9 protein-coding genes are annotated in these 21604 nt (G+C 43.5%); 1 reads left to right on the plus strand and 8 read right to left on the minus strand.

Translation table 11 applies throughout. From position 1 onward, the window contains the following. Positions 1-88: 88 nt before the first annotated feature. The 6 genes from HXT53_RS05430 to HXT53_RS05455 form a co-directional block, all read right to left on the minus strand. Positions 89-985, minus strand: a complete 897-nt coding sequence (locus HXT53_RS05430) for a carbohydrate kinase family protein (RefSeq protein ID WP_004114510.1) — start codon at positions 983-985, stop codon at positions 89-91. A 248-nt stretch (positions 986-1233) separates the two neighbouring features. Then, the gene (locus HXT53_RS05435; protein ID WP_064622915.1) at positions 1234-2826 is read right to left on the minus strand and encodes an aminopeptidase P family protein; all 1593 of its coding nucleotides are present in this window, start codon (positions 2824-2826) and stop codon (positions 1234-1236) included. Between the two features lie 121 nt (positions 2827-2947). Continuing rightward, positions 2948-5560: an aminopeptidase N gene (gene pepN / locus HXT53_RS05440; RefSeq protein ID WP_064622916.1), complete on the minus strand. Its 2613-nt coding sequence runs from the start codon at positions 5558-5560 to the stop codon at positions 2948-2950. A 36-nt stretch (positions 5561-5596) separates the two neighbouring features. Then, positions 5597-7576: a ribonuclease J gene (locus HXT53_RS05445; protein WP_004114505.1), complete on the minus strand. Its 1980-nt coding sequence runs from the start codon at positions 7574-7576 to the stop codon at positions 5597-5599. Positions 7577-7723: 147 nt separating this feature from the next. After that, a complete protein-coding gene (locus tag HXT53_RS05450) occupies positions 7724-7867 on the minus strand; it encodes a hypothetical protein (protein ID WP_004113042.1) in 144 nt (47 codons plus the stop codon). Positions 7868-8144: 277 nt separating this feature from the next. Then, positions 8145-9524 carry an MFS transporter gene (locus HXT53_RS05455; protein WP_004113044.1) on the minus strand — a complete coding sequence of 460 codons (1380 nt, stop codon included), beginning with the start codon at positions 9522-9524 and terminating at the stop codon, positions 8145-8147. 399 nt (positions 9525-9923) lie between these two features. On the opposite strand from HXT53_RS05455, the gene HXT53_RS05460 reads away from it, so the two are divergent. Further along, entirely contained in the window at positions 9924-14423 is a 4500-nt protein-coding gene (locus HXT53_RS05460; RefSeq protein ID WP_421780119.1) for a hypothetical protein, read from the plus strand. A gap of 738 nt (positions 14424-15161) precedes the next feature. On the opposite strand, the gene HXT53_RS05465 is transcribed toward HXT53_RS05460, so the two are convergent. Together HXT53_RS05465 and HXT53_RS05470 are read right to left on the minus strand one after the other, a co-directional pair. Continuing rightward, a complete protein-coding gene (locus HXT53_RS05465; protein WP_421780121.1) occupies positions 15162-21083 on the minus strand; it encodes a GA module in 5922 nt (1973 codons plus the stop codon). Beyond that, positions 21002-21172, minus strand: coding sequence for a hypothetical protein (locus HXT53_RS05470; protein ID WP_192382348.1), 171 nt, complete (start codon positions 21170-21172; stop codon positions 21002-21004). The genes HXT53_RS05465 and HXT53_RS05470 overlap by 82 nt, the downstream gene beginning before the upstream one ends. Between the last annotated feature and the right edge of the window lie 432 nt (positions 21173-21604).

A 21604-nucleotide genomic window follows, 5' to 3' on the forward strand; every position in this document is an offset into this window, starting at 1 on the left:
GGCGTATAAAAAAGCTTCAACTCGTTTGATTCTAGGAATTACCTAATTCATCTTACAAGTTGAAGCTTTTTGTTTATATTCTTACAGACTACAGTCCTGCTTTAGAAAGATAGTCTGGGATTTCGCTCGGGTACTCTGGCCAGGCTCCTGCTTGAGTGCAAACGTACGCAGCAGTGTTGATTGCAGCACGATGCGCGTCTTTAAGCGAATCGCCAGCCAAAATCCTTGCAGTAAAAGTACCAGAGAACGAATCGCCAGCACCAACTGTGTCATTAACTTCCACATGAGGGGTCGGATATGTGGAGCTTTCTCCCGTCTTAGTAAAGATTGTGCTAAAAGTAGATCCGCCAGTCAAAATCACATAATCCAAGCCGTAGCGCGCCTGGAACCATTTGCAAGCCTCATTGTCTGAAGTTTCGCGAATATTGAACATGTCTCTAAGAAGAAGCAGCTCAGAATCGTTAAGCTTAAAAACAGTAGCCTCTTTGAGCAGAGCATCAATTAAATCTTTTGAATAATGATCGCTACGAATGTTAATGTCAAAGAACTTCATGGCGTTTGGCTTAGTGTGCTTTAAAAGCTCCAAAACAGTGTCGTGCGTTTCTTGCGATCTTAAGCTAAGAGTACCAAAGCAAATCGCGTCTGCTTTGCTAACAAGATCTACAAGTTCTCGCGTATAAACAATATGGTCCCACGCAATGTTTCGCACAATCGTGTATTCTGGAATGCCATTTTTAAGTTCCACATCTACTGTGCTAGTTGGCCAAGCATTGCGCTGAATAACATGCTTGATCCCTGCTTTTTTAACTTCTTCAACAAGTTCATCACCGAGAGAATCTTCTCCAACCGCACTAATAACATAGCTTTCTGCTCCATTGCATTGCGCGTGATACGCAAAGTTGGCTGGAGCACCTCCAACTCGTTTTCCTTGTGGGAGCAAATCCCACAGTAGTTCTCCAAGCGAAAGAACGATTGGCTTAGTCATTATATTCCTTTCAAGAGCATCAATGATTTTGGCTACAACTTGTTGATTCAACATTTTTACCCGCAGCACGCCGATAATAAAATAATGCTGTTATAACAAAGCGATATAACAACATTATTGCGTTAAGATTAGATAAATTGGGTCTTTAGGATTTTGAACTTTACAACTCAACGGTTAGTTGCCACTTTTCCGCCGAAATATAAGAAAAGTGGCACTAATCTCATCGAAAAAAGTTGCTCTGCCGCACGTTACTTTGACGCGCACTGAGCCATCCAAGCCTCTACATCATCAATCTGCTTAGGAATATCGATAGAAAGCCATTCAGGGCCATTCTCCGTCATCAAAACATCATCTTCAATGCGGATTCCAATTCCGCGCATTTCTGGCGGAAGCATAAGATCATTGGCAGCAAAGTACAAGCCAGGCTCGATTGTGAAAATCATTCCTGGAGTAATCTTCGCACCCTGATACGCCTCGTAGCGAGCTTGAGCGCAATCGTGAACATCTAGACCCAAATGGTGAGCAACACCACACGCATGCCAACGACGATGCTGCTGACCTTGCGGCGAAAGCGATTCTTCAACGCTAACCTTTAGAATACCCCACTCGTGCAAATGCTCCGCAAGCACGCGCATGCAAGCGTGGTGAATATCGCTGTAAGTTGCGCCTGGCTTAGCCGCTTCAAAACCAGCTTGCTGAGCGTCTAGAACGCATTGGTAAAGCTTCTTTTGCAAATCTGTAAACTTGCCGTTTGTTGGGAAAGTTCGCGTAATGTCTGCCGTGTAAAGGCTGTTGACTTCTACGCCTGCATCAATCAAAAGAAGATCCCCGCTAGAAACCACGCCCGTGTTGCGCATCCAATGCAAAATTGGAGCGTGCTTTCCAGAAGCAACAATCGTATCGTAGCCAACCTCGTTTCCAACTTCTCGAGCAACGGAGTTAAAAGCGCCTTCAATCATGCGCTCAGAATGCTCTTTGCCTAAAGCTTGAGGTAAACGCGTAAGCATGCGATCAAAGCCTAACTTTGTAGCAGCAACAGCTTTGCGCATTTCACCAATCTCGTAAGCATCTTTGAGCATACGAGCTTCGGCTGCTACTTCGTGCAATTTATCGTCTGCAGCAATATTTGCATCTTCGTCGCTAAATCCGCTCGCTTCTCTTAACTCATCTACACGTGCTGTTAAATCGGAGTCCGCTTCTCGCACAATTCGCACACGCACGCTTTCGGCAGAGCTATTATCGTCGCTAACATTTTTTGCGATTGCGTCGTCAAGCTCCGCAATATCACGCGTTTCAATGCCTGTCATGGCTTTCAACTCTTTGAGTCCTGCGCGAGGACCAACCCAGTATTCACCGTAGTGCGGGTCTTTATAGAATGCTGCAGTGCTATTGTCTGCGCGAGGAGCCACAAAAAGCTGCGGAACGTGAGTTTCGCCAGCCGCTTCCTCGTTACTGCCTGCTTGCACCGGCTCAAGTACAAGAACAGCGCCAGCTTCGTAATCCTGACCCAAGCCAGTGTAGTATGCGAAAGTTGTGTCTGGTCTAAAAGCGTAGTCGCAATCGTTATTGCGTACTTTTGGCTGACCTGCTGGGATAACAAGGCGCTCGCCTGGGAACCTCTTACCAAGCGCTTCTAAGCGTGCTGGCGTGTACTTTGAGGACTCAAGCGGTTCGATTTGTGGCTCCTGGTTATCCCAGCCACTAGTCATAAACTCTTTAAAGGAATCGCTGTTTGGGCGCAAAGATCGATTGTTTACGCGGTCTTGCGCTTTCTGCGTACCATCCGCGTTTAGTTGCTCACCATGTATTGTTGGCGTTGATTGATGCATATCTTCTGCCATCTTGCGACTCCTTGAATTAATCTTTAATCAACCTAATCTTTAATAAACTTAGATTCAATCTACATTTCCCTATTTTCTTATTAGGAATGTACATTGAAAATAGCCATTAACTTGCAAAATACTAAAGCGAAGCGTTGTAATGCTGCACCTTAAGCGTACGGCGAGAAGAATCAAGCTTGCCGAGCACCATACGACGCAAAGCTTGATCCGCATCCTTATGCTCATCAAGCCAGCGCTGTCCGCGCTCAACTAATTCGTCTACATCCGCATAATTTGGATACAAGCCTTCAATCAAAGTTTCCGCCATATGGAATGTGCGATTCTTCCAAATCCACTCAACTTCAGCAAAGTAGCGCTCAACATAAGGCTTAACCAAATCGCCTTTAGCTGTGCTTGCAAAGCCAGCAACCACAGCACCCATTTGCATATTAGTCAAATTGAGATTACGCAAAGCCTGTTCAAAAGCCCAATCCTTAGCTTCTGCAGTTGATCGAGCCGCACGAGCTTGGTAAGCGTATTCGCGATTCTCGGTAGTATCGCGCTTTTTAAGTTCCGCGTCAATTCCAGCTTCGTCCAAAGCGTTCACGCCTGCGAGCGCAATAAGAATGCTCCAGCGCAAGTCGTTGTCGATTTCCAAGCCTTCTAAGCGCACGGAACCGTCAAGTAATCCGTTAGCTACGCGCACAAACTCAGCATCTCCAACTTCGCCGTATCCAAGATAAGCCTTGAGCAACTGGAATTGCTCGTCAGAACCTGCAGAAGCTGCCAAAGCCAACTGCCAAAGTTCGTGAGCTACATGCTTTGCGACTTCTGCTTGACGCTCAGGCACCACGTAGTGGCTTGCAGTTACCTTTACTTGACCAAGAGCATAGCGGAAAGTAGTTGATTCGCGCTCAGTTGCCAAGGCTTTAAGGCTGAGTTCCACGAAGCGTTCTGCTGGGAATTCTGCGTCGCGAGTCATATCCCACAATGCGAGCCAAATAAGCGAGCGAGTCAAAGAATCCTTGAAACGATACAAGTTTTCTGCAGCAAACTCAAGCGACTTTGCGTCAAAACGCAACTTTGTGTACGTTAAATCGTCGTCGTTCACGAGAATAAGCGCAGGCATTTTTTCGCCGCGCGCTTCCGCCACTTCCGTCACTTCGCCGTCAACATCTAGTTCGATTCGCTTTGTGCGCTTAATTTCGCCAGTTACTTCATCTACATTGTAGAATCCAACAGCCAAACGGTGTGCGCGAAGAACAGGATGCTCAGCTGGCGCGCTCTGACGCAAACGCAAGGAAGCAATAGTGCCGTCAGCTGCTTCTTCAACTTCGGTAGAAATCGTGTTAATTCCAGCTTTTTCAAGCCACTGAGCACTCCAAGCCTTAAGATCGCGTCCGCTTGTAAGCTCCAACTCGTGCAACAAATCAGCCAAAGTTGCGTTGCTGTATGCATGCTTGCTCAAGTAATTGTGGATTCCTTCAAAGAACTTTTCGCGACCAACGTACGCTACGAGTTGCTTTAATACGGAAGCTCCCTTTGCGTAAGTGATGCCGTCGAAGTTAACGGAAGTGTCGTTCAAATCGTTGATTGGAGCCACGATTGGGTGGGTTGTTGGAAGCTGATCTTGATTAAGCGCCCAGCTTTTTTCGCCAGAATTGAAAGTGCTCCAAGCGTCATGCCATTCTGTTGCTTCAGCAGTTGCAAGCGTAGAAGTGAATTCTGCAAAAGACTCGTTAAGCCACAAATCATTCCACCACTTCATAGTTACGTAATCGCCGAACCACATGTGTGCAAGCTCGTGCAAAACTGTTACAACACGACGCTCAGCATATGCGTCCGTGACCTTGGATTCAAACACGTATTGGTCGCGAATTGTAACCATACCAATGTTTTCCATAGCTCCAGCGTTATATTCTGGCACGTAAATCTGATCGTACTTTGCGTACGGGTATGGCACTCCCCAAGTCTTAGCGTAGAAAGCAAAACCTTTCTTCGTAATATCGAACAAGTAGTCAACGTCTTTTGCAAAAGCGTCTTTAAGCGCCTGACGGCAATACATTGCCATTGGCACTACGCGACCGTCCTCGTTGTTGTAAGTCGTATGCCACTCAGCATAAGGTCCTGCGCAAATCGCAGTTAAGTAGGAGCTCATTTTTGGAGTTGACTCAAACACCCAGCGCTTCATTCCTTCTACAGCGCCATTTTCCAAAGTGCCTGCTTCAGTTTCGCGGCCTTCCAGCGCTGTTTCGCTCTTAACTGGCATGTTGGAAGTCACAATCCAGCTTTCTGGAGCATCCACGCTAAAATCAAAAACCGCCTTCAAATCTGGCTGATCAAACACAGCATAAACGCGGCGAGCATCCGGCACCTCGAACTGAGTGTACAAATACACGTTGCCATCGGAAGGGTCAACGCTTCTGTGCAAACCTTCGCCCGTGTTGGAATACTGGCAGTTTGCTACAACTTCTACAGTATTATGCTCAAGCAAATTTGCGAGCTCAATTCGACTATCTGCAAAAACCTTAGAAACATCAAGAGATGCGCCATTAAGCACAACGGATTCAACGCTGTTTGCAATCAAATCGAGGAAGCTTGTTCCACCAGCTTTAGCATCAAACTCAATCTTTGTGTGCGACTTAAAATCGCGTTCCCCTTTGCCTAAATCGAGCGCAACATCGTAGTGAATTGGCATTTGAATTGCGCTAAAACGTTCCGCCGCTTCTACGCGAGTCAGATTTGCTCCTGGCATATTTACCTTCCTTTTTATATTTCCTTTATATTTTCCTTATTCTTGATTATTTTCTGAAATATTTGCTACTACTGGCACAATCATTGGCTTCCTACGCAACGCACGCGCAATCCAACTTCCAAGCGTTCTTCGCATAATCTGCTGAAGCTTATACGTGTCTTTCTCGCCGTGCATCATGGCATCTTGAAGCTGGAAAACAATTTGAGATCGAACTTTTTCAAAATCAGACTCGTCTTCTGCAACAGCATTCAAGTAAATCTTTGGACCTGCTACAACATCTGCGCTATCTGTATTTACCACTATAAAGCTAGACACAAATCCTTCTGTGCCAAGAATTCTGCGCTTTTCCAGCTCTTCGTCTGTAAGCTCGCCAACGGAATCGCCATCAACATACACGTATCCGCATGGCACAGATCCAACAACGGCGGCGTTTCCGTGGTACAAGTCCACAACATCTCCATCTTCTGCCAAAACAACATTTTTAGGATCCACGCCTGTTTTAACAGCAATCGAACCGTTTGCCACAAGATGCCTGTGTTCGCCGTGAATTGGCATAGCGCATTTTGGCTTAACAATGTTGTACAAGTAGAGCAACTCACCCTCATTGCAATGACCAGAAACATGAATCGCAGCATTATCTTTGTTGATTACGCGAGCGCCCATTTGCACAAGCTTGTTGATTACTTTGTAAACTTCATGCTCGTTTCCTGGGATTAGTGAGCTTGCAAGAATTACGGTATCAAGCTCATTAACTGTAATATCTTTGTGTATTCCGTCTGCGATTCGCCCAAGAGCTGCCATTGGTTCGCCTTGAGATCCTGTGCACATATACACAAGCTTGTCGTCTTGAATATCTTTTGCTTGCTTTAAATCTACAACAGTATTTTCTGGAATATGCAAGTAGCCGAGATCTGCCGCAATAGACATATTTCTAACCATTGAGCGCCCAACGAACACAACTTTTCGACCATACTTGTGTGCAGCGTCTACGACTTGCTGAACGCGGTGAACATGGCTAGAGAAGCTTGCGACGATTATTTTGCGAGTGGCTTCCGCAAACGCGCGATCCAAAGCTGGTCCAATAGTGGTTTCTGGCTTAACGAATCCTGGAACCTCGGCATTTGTGGAATCCGCCATTAATAAGTCAATTCCCTGTTCACCAAGCTTTCCGAATTCAACTAAATCAGTAAGCCTATGGTCTAGTGGAAGCTGATCTAGCTTTATATCTCCCGTATCAATAAGCGTTCCTGCTGGCGTTTTTACACACACTGCAAGAGCGTCTGGAATGGAGTGTGTTACGCTAATAAACTCCAAATTAAAAGGACCTATTTTTAGCTTGTCTCTGCCTTCTACATGAATCATTTTTGGGTTGATTCTGTGTTCTGCACATTTTGCTTCAACAAAAGCGAGTGTTAATTTAGATCCGATTAGAGGAATGTCTGGACGCATTTTTAGCAAATATGGCACGCCACCAATATGGTCTTCATGTCCGTGCGTAAGTACCAGAGCATCTACTTTATCTAACCTGTTTTGAATGTAGTGAAAATCTGGCAAAATCAGGTCTACGCCTGGCTGCTCTTCTTCTGGGAAAAGCACTCCGCAGTCTATAAGTAAGATATGACCGTTGTATTCTATAACGTTCATATTTCTTCCGATTTCGCCCAATCCGCCAAGCGGAACAATTCTCATTGACCCCTTGCGATATTTTGGCGGAGCGATTAACGCACCATCGCGCTGATCGTTTACCACTGGTGGAAGCGCGTTTTTAACTATTTTAGAACTTTTAGAACTTTGCGTATTTTTGATTTTTTTGCTTGCTTTCAAAGATTCGATATTGTTATCGTTAATCTTGTTATCGCTTGTTTTATTGCTTTTTTTACTTGTATTAGTTGTTTTTTCTTTTTTCACAGTTTTATTTGACTTTTTATTCGTTATTTTTGAAGGTTGGGAGGTTTTTACAGAGTCTACAATTTCTGCAAGAATCTCATCCGTCAATTGCATCGTTGTCTTACTCATCTAATCCATTGTAGCGTTACGCCTCAACGGATTAACACTTAAAAATATGAAGCAAATCGCTTTGAATTTGTCGTAAATAACCTATAAAGCTAAAGTTAAAGTCAAAATGTTAAAGCGTGTGTTGAAACGTGTGTTAAAGCGTAAACTCTAATGCTTACCGTATTTTTTCCAAATCTTGATTCCGATGCCGATTAGTACTACAACGATTGCGAAAATCATTGAACCTAAAATTGCGGAGCCTGATTGAATGTCAGCAAAGCCTGCTGCTGCGAATAAATCTGAACCAAACATTACACACCTTCTAAAATTCTTGTTTATTGTTTATTGTTTTGTTATAAAAACCTATTATTCCTAATTCTACAATACTTTTTTGCAAAAGATAATACTCCGAATTGCCTTCGTGCTACGCTTTGAACGCTCAGACAGGTTATCGCGCTTATAGCGTAGCGCGCAAGGGTAATTCTCTGTTTGCTGTTGCGAGATATGCGGATTCGTTACATTTGTATTATCGGTGAGGCATTTGTAACGTTTTTTGCTGTGGCATATACCCCTTTTAGTATGAAAAGCGTCAGTGTTGTTTGCGCGTTACAATAATCCACCCAATTGATGCGATTGGAATTGCAACAAGCGTAGAAATCCATGGAACCATCATTCCGCCATGCGAGCTCCACGCGTCAATCGCAAAGCCCGCGACCATTGATCCAAGAGAAGCGCCAGTTGCAGATGCCGTTGGCAGCCACGATAATCCTTCGGTAAGCGAGTGCTCAGGAATCGTGTCTTTAACAATAAGATTTCCAGTTGCAAAAATTGGCGAAACGCATAGTCCGCTTAAAAGCTCAAAAATGCTTAGAAGCACAAGTCTATCTAAGTTAATGTTCATAAGAATAAAGCCAATAGTAAGAAGGCTTAAAAACACGATTAGATGAGACCAATTAGATCCGCGGAATTTGTGCGAACCAAAAATAACAGCTCCAACTAAAGATCCGCATGCAAACAGCGCAAGTTGCAAGCCGATTAATTTGTCTAATCCTTGCGCACGCATTGCTGCAGTAACAGATACGTCAAAAGCGCTAAAACTCATATTAAAAACAAGGAACATAACAACAAGTGGTATGATTCCGCGGTAAAGAAGAACGTTTTTAGGCTTCTTCTTACGATTTTTGTTTTTGAGTTGTTTAAGTGAAAGCCTGTCTATAAGCTTTGTAGTGTTGTTGCTTTTATGTGTGTTTTGTACGTTTTCGCTTTGCTCGCTTATTGCATTTTGCACGTCTTCGTCGTATTTAGGTGCGCTTTCTACTTGCACGATTTTAATAACCGCTGGCTGTGTGTTTTTAAGTGATAAGAACCACGCTCCACCTAGTCCACTTGCTAAAACCGGCACAAAAAGTTGAGATACAGGGTGAACGCTAGTGGCAAGCCATGCTGCAAGAATTGGTCCGAAAATAAACACAATCTCGTCAATTCCAGATTCAAGCGCATATGCAACGTTTAGTAACGTATCGTCGCTTTGACTTTTAAGCGTGTATGCCCAGCGCGTTCTAACAAGCGCGCCGAACGCAAATTGCGTAACTCCCATTAAGATTGCAAGCACAAAAAGTATTGGCAAGGGTACACGTATTAGCGCTGCAACAGCAAAAGATAGCATAGCTACAACTTGCGCGCTTAGAGCAAGTGTTCCAACTTTTCTTTGACCAAATCTATCAAAAAACTTTGCATATAATGGCGTTACGGCTGCTTGTGATAGCACGTATGCGGCACTCATAGTGCCTGCAATAGTCCAATTGTTGTAAATGTGGTTTAGTGCAAGAACGATTCCTAAACCCATCATCGAAATAGGCAGCCTTGCTATTGCTCCAGATATGCAAAATGCTCGCGTTCCTTCAAAAGAGAACAATCTTGCATAATTTGACATAGGCGAAGACTTTTGCTGCGCCGATTTCGATGACATATTCACTTCCCTTAAAATTTGTACGCGTTTAACGTGCTTAACATGATTGATTTTTGAGTATCTTTCTAGTCTACATTATGGCGTCAAAGTTTGCAGATTGATGTTTTGATTTTCCCGTGTTTGTTCCCTTTTTGGTCGATTGGGGAAACAAAATCGGGAAAATCGTTCGCGCATTATGCAGATCGAAATCGTCGATTCGAACGTTAATCCATAGGTATTTGATAAAATCGCATTGAAAACTTGATACCCCCCCCCCGTAGAGCTGTATACTGTTTTCGTATGAAGCAAGGTTTAAAAAAGATCGCAATGGAAGCGAACAAAAATTGCGATTCTCGCACAAAATCTTGTTTAAATAGCAGAGTCTACTATTTTAATCATTAGAAAGAGGAGAGGTTAGTTATGAACGCTAAGCTTGCCGTAGCAATATCTTTAGGCGCAAGTTCTCTTGCATTATTCGGCATGGCAGGTGTTGCCAACGCTGAAACAGTTACTCCACCAAATACTGGCACAAATACACCACCTGTTGTACAGGCTCCACAAAGTGGTAACGCAAATCCTAGTGGCAATTCAGGTAATGAAAATCCTCAACCTGGAAGCACAAATCAAGGTGGTAATTCTGGGCAGAATCAACCTGGCAGCACTCCTGCAGGCCAGCAAGTCGGTGGAAATAGCGAGGGAACGAAGCCAGAAGAAAAGAAAAATGAAGCTGCAGAACAAGCTATAAAGGATGCAAAGTCCAAGAGTGAAGACGCTCAAAAAGATGTAACTACAGCAGACAATGAAGTTAAGCAAGCAAACGAAAAGGCAACTGAAGCCAAGAACACTGCCGAAGAAGCTCAGAATGGTTTAAATGCTGCTAACAAGTCAAAAGATAAAGCAGATAAAGAAAAGACCGAAGCTGACAACAATTTAAACGCAGCTAACAATGAAGTTAACGCCAAAGAGAAAGTAGCTGAAGAAGCTGCAGGCGATGTAGCTGCAAAAGAAAAGACTTTAAAAGACGAGCAAGCTAAGCAGACTGCAGCTGAAGAAGCAAAGAAGAAAGCCGAGAACGAACAGGCTGCGGCTGAAGAAGAAAAGAAAACCGCTGAAAATAATGTTACTGATAAAAACACAGCTTTAGAAAAAGCAAAAGGAACTTTAGAATCTAAGCAAGACGAGAAAAACGATTACGACAAAAAATTAAAGGAAGCACAAGAAAAGTTAGAAAACGAAAAGAAGGAACAAGCTCGTTTAGATGATATAGCTGATAGAGCCAAAACAAAACAAGAACAAGCAGATCTCGCTGTTGAAAATAACAAAAAAGAGCAGCAAGAAAAGCAAAATAAGATTGATGCTCTAAATAATCCGACTACTACCACTAACGAAGAAGTAGAAAGACTTAAGCGTGAAGCATCTGAAGCTGAACAAAAAGCTAAAGATGCTAAGGCAGATGAGGATAAGAAAGACAAAGAAGCTAAAAATAAGCAAAACGATTTAGATAACGCTGGAAAGAATCTCAACTCAGCAGAAGACGCGCTTGAAAAGAACCCAGACGCTAAGAAGTTGAGCGATACAGAAAAAGCTGTGAAAGACGCTAAGAATGCTGCAGATGAAGCTGCTAAAAATGCTTCTACAACTACAGCAAACTTTGATGGATTCTTGGATTATGTGATTAAAACTTATAAAAATTCTACTAGCAAAGAAGATAAAGCTCTTCTTGCAGACGCTCAGCGCGCTAAGCAGATTTTGAACGGTGAAAGAGTTGAAATCATGAAGCAAGTCCAGAACGGAGACAAAACAGAAAACGTTCTAGACCGCGTTGAAGTACCTATGTGGTATAAGGATCTTGTAAAACTCGGTAAAGTTGGCGGCGCGGATTCATTGCAAAACATGAAGGAAGCTGCAACTTACTACGAGGCACTCAACAAGTTACGCAAAGAAGATAGCGATAAAAACAGCGCAAGTACTGAAGACAAAGCAACTTTGGGCGCTGTTAACGTGCGTCTTAGCTTGATTGCAGAGTCAATTGTAAACTCCTTCTATTCTGGTGCAAATCATGATCATGCAATAAACCACCCTGGTTATAAGAGTAGCGAAGTGATGAAAACTAACCCGTACAATGCTACAGAAAATCTTGCGTGGGGCAATTACGACGGAGACTCTAAGGATCATAAGAATCAGGAGTATGGAAGTTGCCATATAACAGCAAATGGCAATACGTCTTGCTCTGTAGATGCTGAAAAATATAACGCTCTTAGCGGCTGGTATACGGTTGAAAAAGAGCGTTACGACAAGGCTGTTGAAGGAACGTTTGTAACTGGCGAAAAAGGTAGTGAAGTAACTCATAAGATTTCTGATGCTGGTAAAAAGGTTCTTAAAGAACATCGTTATGATTTGGGTCGATACATGCGGCAGAATCCAGATACTAAGTTGTTTGAGTCTGCTGATGATAATAGTAAACTCAAGGGCATTTTCTTGGAATCTGTGGGTCATTACACGAATTTTGCTAGCAAAGATATTACTGCTGGCGGATTCGCTGAAAGCGACTTAAGCTTGCAAGAAGTTATAACAACAACCACAGTAAACGGAAAGTCTACCACTAGCAAAGAAGATGTTGTAGGAGATGTAGCTGTATGGCACGGAAGCAACGAATCTTCGATTACTATTGCTAAGTATAAGCAACTTCTTGCTAATTACGAGAGTAGCCTTGATGAAAGCGCTAAGGCAGAGTTGCAAGAGAATGACGCTATAAACAAGCTTAATGCTGAAGCGAATAAAGCAAACTACGATTTGTTTGTTAAAAAGTATGAGCTTCGTAAATTGCATTATGACTTGAACATGAGCGATGCTAACAACTTAGACGCTGCAGATGCCGCTAAACCTGAAGTTGGTTTGCAAGATCAGGAAAAGAACGCACTTGATGTTCTTAAGCAAAAAGCTCAAGAACTTGTTGCGTACTATAGCCAAACTGATGTAACGTGGGCAGCTACGCAAGAGACTGTTAATCGACTTCTTAGTCAAGCAAAATCTGAAGTGCAAAAAATCGAATCTAAAATTACTAATATTACTAATTCAATAAGCACTGCTGATTCCAAAAAATCTGAAGTAGAAAAGCTTAAGAAGGCTGTTACAAATGCAAATACTGCGTTTGAACAGGCTAAAACTGATGTTCAAGAAGCAAATAAAGCTTTAACACAAGCTCAAGAAACAGCTAATAGGTTAAATACTGAAGCTACAAGTGCGCAGCAGAAGTATAAAGAAGCTGAGCAGAAGGCTCAGACTGCAGCTCAGCAGACTAGTGAAGAGCGCAATAAGCAGATTCAAAATCTTCAAGGTGAGCTCGATCAGCTGAAAGAAAAAGCCAAAACTCTGGAGCAGACTGCTAAACAAGCTAAGACAGCTGCTGATGCAGCAAAAAATGATGCTCAACTTCAAAAGAATAAGATTGATGGAGAGTTAACTCAGGCTGTTACACAAGCTAAGCAGAAGGTTGATCAAGCACAGCAGGCTGTTCAAGATGCAATCAAAGCTAAAGATAGTGCTGTTGAAGCACTTGCGGCAGCAAATAAGAATGTTACTGAGTTAACTGAAAAGATATCTGGATTTGCTGCAGCAATACAAAAGCACGACAATGAGATTAAAGCTGCTAAAACAAAGGTAGCAGATGCTCAAGGCTATCTTGACACAGCAACACAAAAGCAAACTAGCGCCGAAACTGAGCTTAAGAATGCAAAACAAACAGCAAAAGAAAAAGCTGAAGCCGTTAAGACTGCTGAACAAAATGTTAAAAAAGCAATTGCTGCTATTAGTGCTGCTAAAGAATCTGTTAAGCAAGCTAAGATTACGGTTGCTTCTGCTCAATCTGCTCTTGCAGCTGCTAAAACTAAGGTTACACAGGCTCAAACAAAGGTTGAGTCTTATAAGACTAAATTTGCAGCAGCCGTAGCTGCTCTTCCTGAACAAGTTCGAGTGACATATCAGGCGAATTTTGCTGCTGTAACTGGTAACTTTACAACAATGCTAGCAACCCTTAACTCTTGCTCTACTACTTTGAGTTCTGCTACTAGCACGTTGCAAAAATCAGCAGAAAGCCTATCCAAGGCTGTTCCAGAACCAGCTCCAACGCCTCCAGTTCCTGCACCAGTACCAACACCACCTACACCACCAGTAGTGGTACCGGAACATCATAATGAAGGTGGTTCTAATACCAACACTGGCAGTGGAAGACAAGAGCAAAACACTGAATCAGGCAATGCTAATCAAAATACTGGTTCAACTAGTGCAACGCAAAATAACACTAACAGCAGTACGAGCAACAACACGAGTTCTAGCGAATCCTTCGAAAACTACTACAACCAGTATCTTGCAGGATACGCAAACAACTTGTTCGGAAATGAGCAACTCGGATTCCACGCTGCTATTCCAGCTGCACAATCGCAAAGCGCAAACGATGCTAACGGCGCTAACGGTGCAAATGCTCAAAATGCTAATGGCGTTGCAGCAAATAATGTTGCAGGCGCAGCACACGCTAACACTCTTAGCGCAAGCAGCGCTAACCGCATAGCAGCTGCTCTTGCATCTAGCGCTAAAGCTGCAGCTAAAGATCTTGCTAAAGCACAAGATGCTGCTAAGGATTCTGCTGCTAAGAGCGAGTCCAATAATGATAATGCAAAGAACGACGCAAAGGATTCTGCAAAGAGTAAGTCTAAGAGCGAATCCAAGAATGATTCCAAGAGTGAATCTAGCGAATCCAAGGATGAGTCTAAGAACGCTCAAACTTCTGACGGCGCACAAAACGAAGCACAACGCGCGTCCAACAACACTACGCTTAAGGTTGTTGCAGCTCTAGCGGCTGTTGTTGCAGGAATCGCAGCAATCGGAGGCGGTACTTACTTCGCTCGCCATCGTCGCGCATAATCAAAACTAAAAAACAAAAATAAAACCGCGGTTAACTGGTCTTATAATTGACTAGTCTTCCGCGGTTTTTGTATCTGTCATATACAAAAACCGGCTCGTATCGCTCGAACATTCTCCTTATCTGTTGTTGAAGCGAGGGCTGGGTGTTTCTTGTCTCACAACGCTCTTCCTCTTACGTGTAGTTTGTTGTTGCGGTTGTTCCGTTTTGTCTTTGATTTTGTTTTTGGGTTGAGGTTTGTTTGTAGTGGTGGCTCATTGGATTGTTTGGTATCGGCTGCCGCTCTTATATTGTTCGACCAAGAATCACCCAGCCCTCTTACATGCTAGGACTTTTGCGTATCTCGAATCTCCACCACACTTGACTCAGTCATGTAGTGCGATTGTACCTAATTTACGGCGTGTCGTTATACAAACGCACTACATAATTACATCAAGCTAGGTAGAGATTCGAGATTTTTTGCACTGAATGAGATGAACCTCAGCATCTTTGATGGTGATTCATCGAATGAAGAAGAAAAATCGAGAATCTCGGTGATAAAAACCACGCAAAAGTTCTAGATATTCAGAAGGTTTGATGTATTTCTATACGAGCAATAAAAGAGGAGCGTAGCGACGGGACTTGCAAGGAGAGAAATACTCAAACCTCGCGCAACAACAAATAGGAAATGTTGCGCGCGATTCGCTTTAAGCGCTTATGTAGGTCGTCGCGCGACGACCTACATAAGTAGCAACTAAACGCTAGTCGCGATTAGCGTGCATTGCGCGCATGCGACGAGTTACAAACGCTCCTCCAATTGCAGCAATCATAGTTGCCATCAATCCAGCAGTAGCAACGTCTGCGCCCGCAGCAACGCCTGCATTCCCGCGAGAACGCATGCCCTTTATAACGCGGCTGCGAACAGCTGCACGCACTTTTGCAGCATTGTCTTGAGCATCCGCAAGTGCCTTACGAGCATCCGCAAGCTTAACAGCAGCAGCGTCAACTTGCGCTTGCGTTGCATGCGGATCTGCAGCAACGCGCTTAGCTTGTGCCAAAGCTTCGTCTAACGTAGCAGCAGCCTGCTTAACAGCAGCATCCGCTTGCTTTACTTCTGGAGCGTTTTCTACAGCGTTATTTACAGCCTTGTTGTCAACACCTGCATTGGCTGCGCCCGCAGTGCCAGTGCCCATTCCTGAGCCTGAAGATGTACCTGCACCACCCTGGGCGCCTGTAGCTGAGCCAGCGTTTGCGTTACCAGCATTACCAGCTCCAGCATTGCCAGGCTTAGAATCAGTTTCAGCACTATCAATCTGAATGTTCAACTCGCCCTTATCTACAATGGTAGGCGCATTATCGTTCACACCATAACCTGCTTCAGAACCAGAACCAGCATTACCAGAACCAGCACCAGGATTTGGAAGTGGGGTTGGAGTTGGCTTCAAATCATTCTCAGCCTTCTTCAAATCCTCAGCAGCCTGATTCACCTGATCCTGAGTAGCATTAGGATTATTGTTAACCTCGTTAGCATGATCCAAAGCGTGATCATAAGCCTGCTTCTTATCCGAAGGAGCATTCGTATAATCATCAGACTTCTTCACATCACCGCTACCATTAATACCCTGCTGCAAGTGAGACTTATCAACAGAAGGCGTTGGGGTTGGCTCGACTGGTTTCTTACCATCAAGAGCCTCTTCAGCTGCCTTAAGCTTTGCAAGAGCCGCATCAACAAGCTTCTGCTTTTCAGCTTGAGTCTTAGTTGTTACATCTTCCTCGCCTTGAGCAGCCTTCTTCGTACCAGTTAGCTTATCGATAAGATCCTTAGCATCCTTAAGAGCCTGATCAAACGCATCCGTCTTAGACTTATCAGCATACTTATACTTATCTAAGTCTTTAACGGTGTTATCCTTACCAATCTCATTCTGCAACGCGGTTGTGTCAACGCCATCAAGCGCCTTACGCGCATTTTCAAGCTTCTGAAGTGCGTCGTCAACAGCCTTCTGAGCTTCTGCTTCCTGCTCTGGAGTTCGTGGAGTAGAGTCTGGCTTCGCTTGATCTGCGTTATCTTTTTTAGCTTTATTCAATGCTGCTTCAGCGTCAGAGAGTGCCTTGTCAAAGGCCTCTTTCTTCTCCTTAGAAGCGGTCGTGTACAGAGAATCGCCTGGCGTCTTAGGATCAGCTTTATCATTTGGCTGCAAGTTCTTATCGGACTCAATCTCTTTGTTTAGAGCTTCGGTGTTAACGCCAGCACCCTTAACTGTGTTGTCAAGATCCTGCATGGTCTTAAGAAGATCCTTATACAGCTCATTAACCTGATCAGCATTCTTGGCGTCGCCCTTGGCTTTGTCGAGAACGGCACCAGCTGCGGTAGCGGCCGTATTGAACGCATCCTTCTTGGTCTGATCAGAAGATCCAGTGAACTTTTCGCCCTTAGCGAACTTATCAGCGATCTCTTTCAGCTTCTCAAGACGACCCATGGCAGTATCGGTGTTAGTGGCATTTACGAGTGCATCGTCAATGTCGTCAACACCAGTGTCATTGCCATCATCATCCTTGTGATTACCAGCATCAGTGCCATTGATGATTGCCTTAAAAGCATCCTTTTGAGCCTTGTTTAAATGCTTAAATTCATCAATCTTCTTTAGAGCATCCGCAATCTTCTTGGCTTTCAAAGCACGATTAGCAATACCCGTTGGGTCGCCAAGCTTCTTTGCATTATTGATGTCTTCAATAGCCTTCTGCTTGTCAGCATCTGGAAGATTGCTATCGTTAATACGCTTCTTCTGAGCTTCCTTTTCTTGGTTGAGAGCGTCAGCGTTATCGTTGGTGTTACCAGTCTTATCGCGCTCAGGCGTATTATTCTTGATATCTTCCTTAGCAGCATTAAGCGAAGTATCTACACCATTAACAGCAGTCTTGATGTCAGAAGGCTTTGTTGCGCTATTAACTTTGCCTTTAGCTGTATTTATTTCGTTAACAGCAGCCTCATACTTAGCTTTAGCTTTTTCTTTCTGCTCATCATTCAATGCATTATATGCTGCATCAAGCTCTGCTTTCTTAGCTTCAAGCTTGGCAAGGCCAGCATTCTTGGCATTCTGCTCGTTAATTGCGTTCTGGCGCTTGGCTGCATCAAGAGCAGTCTTAATCTCTTTTGCAGTAGCTGCAGGATCCTTCTTTGCAAGAGCGGTTTCCAAAGCAGTGAGTGCTGCATCCTTCTTGCTTGGATCAGAACCGATTAACTCCTTAAGAGCCTTATCGTCGTTACTATCAGACTTGCCGTGGCTTAAGAATGGAAGCGCACCTTCCTTCAAAGCACCTCGAGCGTCGTTAATCGCCTTGGCCTTTTCGAGAATATTCTTAACTTCCTCAGGAGTTTGAGCATTATCAATTTCACCTGATAGCTTATTCTTATCGCCAGAATCACCATCAGTCAGATTGGTCAGGTTCTTGAGAGCTTCCTTGGCATCTGTTTTATCCTTTTGAAGCTGTTGTTTGTTATGCTCCTCCTCTTCTTTTTGCTTCTTGTCTTCGGCTTCTTTCTTTGCGTTGCCGCCACCCTTGTTGTCGGTTATAGTTTGCTTCTTTGACGGATCGTTTTGGTTATCTTTGCCCTGCTGAGCCGCTTTATTGAGAATTTCTTTGATCGCATCAGGAGTTTGAGCTTGCTCAATCTGCTTCTTATATTCTTCTTTTTGCTCTTTTGTCAGATTAGGATTACGGTCGATTTGCTTCTCAGCGTCCTTCTTCATTTGCGCAAGTGCATCAGGACTTGGCGCAGGGGTTCCCGCCTTCTTCTTGTATTTTACAGAAACGGTAAACAGCTGATTATTATTTTTGTCTTTGAAAATAAGCGTCTTAAAATCACTGTTTGCGTATGTAATCGATGAAATACCTGTTGCGTTAGTATCGGATGCAGGTTCCATTAAGACGGTATCTGTTTTTGGCTTGAGACTCGTAGGAACAGTATACGGCGCCTTATCTCCTGTTAGTGAACCCGTGCCATCGTAATTGGCTTTCAAGAATGCTTCCGCAGCTTTCTTAAAATCATCTTCAGACAGATTTTCTGGGTCGGTAACTTCAATCTCAGGAATTGGATTGTACTTGCGCTCCGCCTTCTTTGCATCGGTAAGCTTGCGGATAAGGTCGCGAAGATCCTTTTCACTCATACCGTCAATCTTGTCATTATTCAGCTGATCAGGATCGGAAATACCAGCGCGCTTCAAATCGTCGTTGGTAAGCTTGTCAGTATTCCTGCGTTTATCTAACAGATCTTTTGCTTGCTTCTTTAGATTGTCAATCGTATTATCCTGCTGTTGTGCACCACCTCTTTTGGTATATAATTCATCTGGCTTGATGGTAATCAAATCCATTATTGTACCAGGATCCCAATCTGGGTCATCGTCATCCAACCAAGGATGACCACTAACCTTAATGCCATTATCAAGACCTAAACTAATAGTTAGCATTGGTCCGGCATTGTTGTTAGTACCACCATAGGGACCCATATTTTTTGTATTAGCTTTTGGTTTCCAATTTGCACCGACAGCAACATCACTCGTAACATTTTGCAAATCAGAATCAGATACATTATCGTAATTGTCTTTTACAAATTGCTTTAAAGCCTTTACAGCTTCTTGAGCAGTTGGTGTATCACCTTCAGTCTCCGTCTTTGTAACCTTATACGTAAAGGTATTTTTCGGATTATCATTATCAGTTTCCGTCTTGGTTTCCGTAGAAGGCGTCTGAGGAGTTTGCGTACCAGGATCTTTCTTAAAGAATACGCTCATTGGGTAGGTAGCATCTTTGTACTTATCAGCCTTAAACGTAATGTAACCCTTACCATCTTTCACGCTATACGAAACATCGGTAATAGTTACATCTGAATTATCTTTAGCGTCCTTACCCTTAACCTTCTTTAAAGCATTTTTATTTGCATCAAGAGCTTGGCTGTAAGTTGTTAAATCTGTTTCCTTCATATTGAATGGATCAAATTTAACTCTTGTTTGCGTCGTAGGTGCTTCAACAATGAACTCTTTTTCGGCAGCAGGAGTTGGAGTTGGCGGCTGAGGATTTGGAGTTGGAGTCTTTGGCTTCTGCTTAAGGAATTGCCACGCGGCGATAGTGGTGGTTGAACCATCTGCCCATTTGATTGTTGCGTCGCCCGTCTTAGAATCAACCGTAACAGGAGCTTTATTGCTATTCTTAGTTTTAGCCTCATCGTATGGCGTAATACCAGTGTTGGCTGTATCAAAAGCAGATACTATATTGCTTACTTCAGTATCAGAAAGCTTTGTAAGATTCTCAACCTCAATCGCATCAGGCACAACGTACGGCGCCCAATCTGAGATCTTTGGCCCTTGGAATACCAAATCTTCAGCAGGAATAGTAAGTTTTGAATCGTCCTCGTACGTAACTTCTACGGAACCATCTTCATTAACTTTGAAGTCATACTGATTATTGGTTTGCTTCACATGCTTCAAGAACTCGTTTGGAGATGAACCACCATTAGCATCAATAATCGCTTGACGAATTTTAGTTTTTTCATCAGAAGTAAGATTCTTCAAATTCACTACAGGCGTGCGCTCAGGCATGACTGGCTTGTACTTATCTTTATCAGTCTCGTCTTTAGAAACAAGCAAGCTAGCTGGCATAGTGCGAGTCGTCTTATCTTTAAAGGTGATAGTTGCAGAGCCGTCCTTATTCACAACAACACCATTATCAGCAACTAATTCTTTGAAGTACTTGGTGTTTTCATTCGCTTTTGTGATTTTTTCTTTAATTGCTTTCTGTTCCGCATCCTGCAAATTAGAAGGATCCTTAACCTTCGTAACCTCTGGATACACAAGCTTCAAATGGTCCGCAATCTTTGGAGTATTGTGCTTTTGACCAACAGCATAGTGCCAGTTACCAGCAAAACGATACACGCCAGCAGCAAAACGAAGCGGATTCTCATCGCGCTTCTGCCAAGCATCATCCGTCATCTCGCCAACGTAAGTCATGTCATAGAAGCGCTGACCTGCCGACTCCCAGTCTACAAAAATGCCCTGTAAGCCGTCGGTTTCCTTCTGATAATCACCCCACTGACCCTCAGTATTTCCAGCGTTATCGTAACTTCCGCCATTAAGACCAAGCAGCTGCTTCCACCCCTTATTTGCAAGCACATTTTGCTCATCAAAGTAGAAGTTGGAGATGCTTTTCCACTGCTTTGGAGTAGGATATGTTTTCTTAGACACAACGCCGTAGCCGTTTGTATCTGTAAACGTAAACTGCGAAGAGCCAGTTGGCACAAACGGCTGATTTCCGCGCTGATTTGTTAGTTTTTCAACGCGCGTATACGTAATATTTTGAACGTTCTTCAAGCCTTTTGGAACGCCATACCACCACATTGGGCGGAATCGCCAATCGTCAGCTGCGCCGTCTTTTTTGGCACAATTAGAAAGATAATGAACGCGAACAAACTTTCCAAGCGGGTCTTTACCTTCATCCTTGCCCGCCTGAGCATGCTCAAGAGTATCGTAATAATCCACTTCTATGTGGAAACGAGCTTCTGTATAACTTGCGTCTGTTTTATAACCGTAATAAATGTTGTTGCCAGTGCCGTCTACATAACCGTCAGCATAGGCAGGTGAGGAAACGAATACCCCCCCCCCAGCACCATTGCGCCAGTCAACATTGCAGCGCAAACGCTCTTTGAAAGAACTGGCTGAGAATCAGCCCCAACACCAGAATTAACGCCAGAATAGTGCTTAACTACACGAATCTTCTTAGACATACTCTTACTCCATCATCTTGTTTTTGAATTCTGTTCAAACCAAATCACAAAATTCATATAATAAAGTAAAGCAAATTCTACTAATTGTTATATACAATTTAAGATTAATTTGTATGATGAATTTTATGCGATTAACGCGCGCAACACACAAAAATCTCGATGATGAAAATCACGCAATTGTTCAAGCAAGTAAGAGGGCTGGGTGATTCTTGGTCGAACAGTATAAGAGCGGCAGCCGATAGTAAACAACACACTGGCTCACGCCTACAAACAAACTTAAACCAAAAAACAAAACAAAAAAGTCAAATCGGAACAACCGCAACAACAGAATACACGTAAGAGGCAGAGCGTTGTGCGAATCGACGACTTCGAGCTGCATAATGCGCGAGAAGTCACTTCGATTCGCTGAGCCACTTAAGTGTAAAGTCCACT

Source organism: Gardnerella sp. KA00390 (assembly GCF_049244075.1).
In the GTDB taxonomy this organism is placed as follows: Bacteria; Actinomycetota; Actinomycetes; order Actinomycetales; family Bifidobacteriaceae; genus Bifidobacterium; species Bifidobacterium vaginale.

Excerpts from the sequence above, each read along its gene's own strand:
- HXT53_RS05430 (WP_004114510.1), bottom strand. The coding sequence starts at position 985 with ATGACTAAGCCAATCGTTCTTTCGCTTGGAGAACTACTGTGGGATTTG.
- HXT53_RS05435 (WP_064622915.1), bottom strand. The coding sequence starts at position 2,826 with ATGGCAGAAGATATGCATCAATCAACGCCAACAATACATGGTGAGCAA.
- pepN (WP_064622916.1), bottom strand. The coding sequence starts at position 5,560 with ATGCCAGGAGCAAATCTGACTCGCGTAGAAGCGGCGGAACGTTTTAGC.
- HXT53_RS05445 (WP_004114505.1), bottom strand. The coding sequence starts at position 7,576 with ATGAGTAAGACAACGATGCAATTGACGGATGAGATTCTTGCAGAAATT.
- HXT53_RS05450 (WP_004113042.1), bottom strand. The coding sequence starts at position 7,867 with ATGTTTGGTTCAGATTTATTCGCAGCAGCAGGCTTTGCTGACATTCAA.
- HXT53_RS05455 (WP_004113044.1), bottom strand. The coding sequence starts at position 9,524 with ATGTCATCGAAATCGGCGCAGCAAAAGTCTTCGCCTATGTCAAATTAT.
- HXT53_RS05460 (WP_421780119.1), top strand. The coding sequence starts at position 9,924 with ATGAACGCTAAGCTTGCCGTAGCAATATCTTTAGGCGCAAGTTCTCTT.
- HXT53_RS05470 (WP_192382348.1), bottom strand. The coding sequence starts at position 21,172 with ATGTCTAAGAAGATTCGTGTAGTTAAGCACTATTCTGGCGTTAATTCT.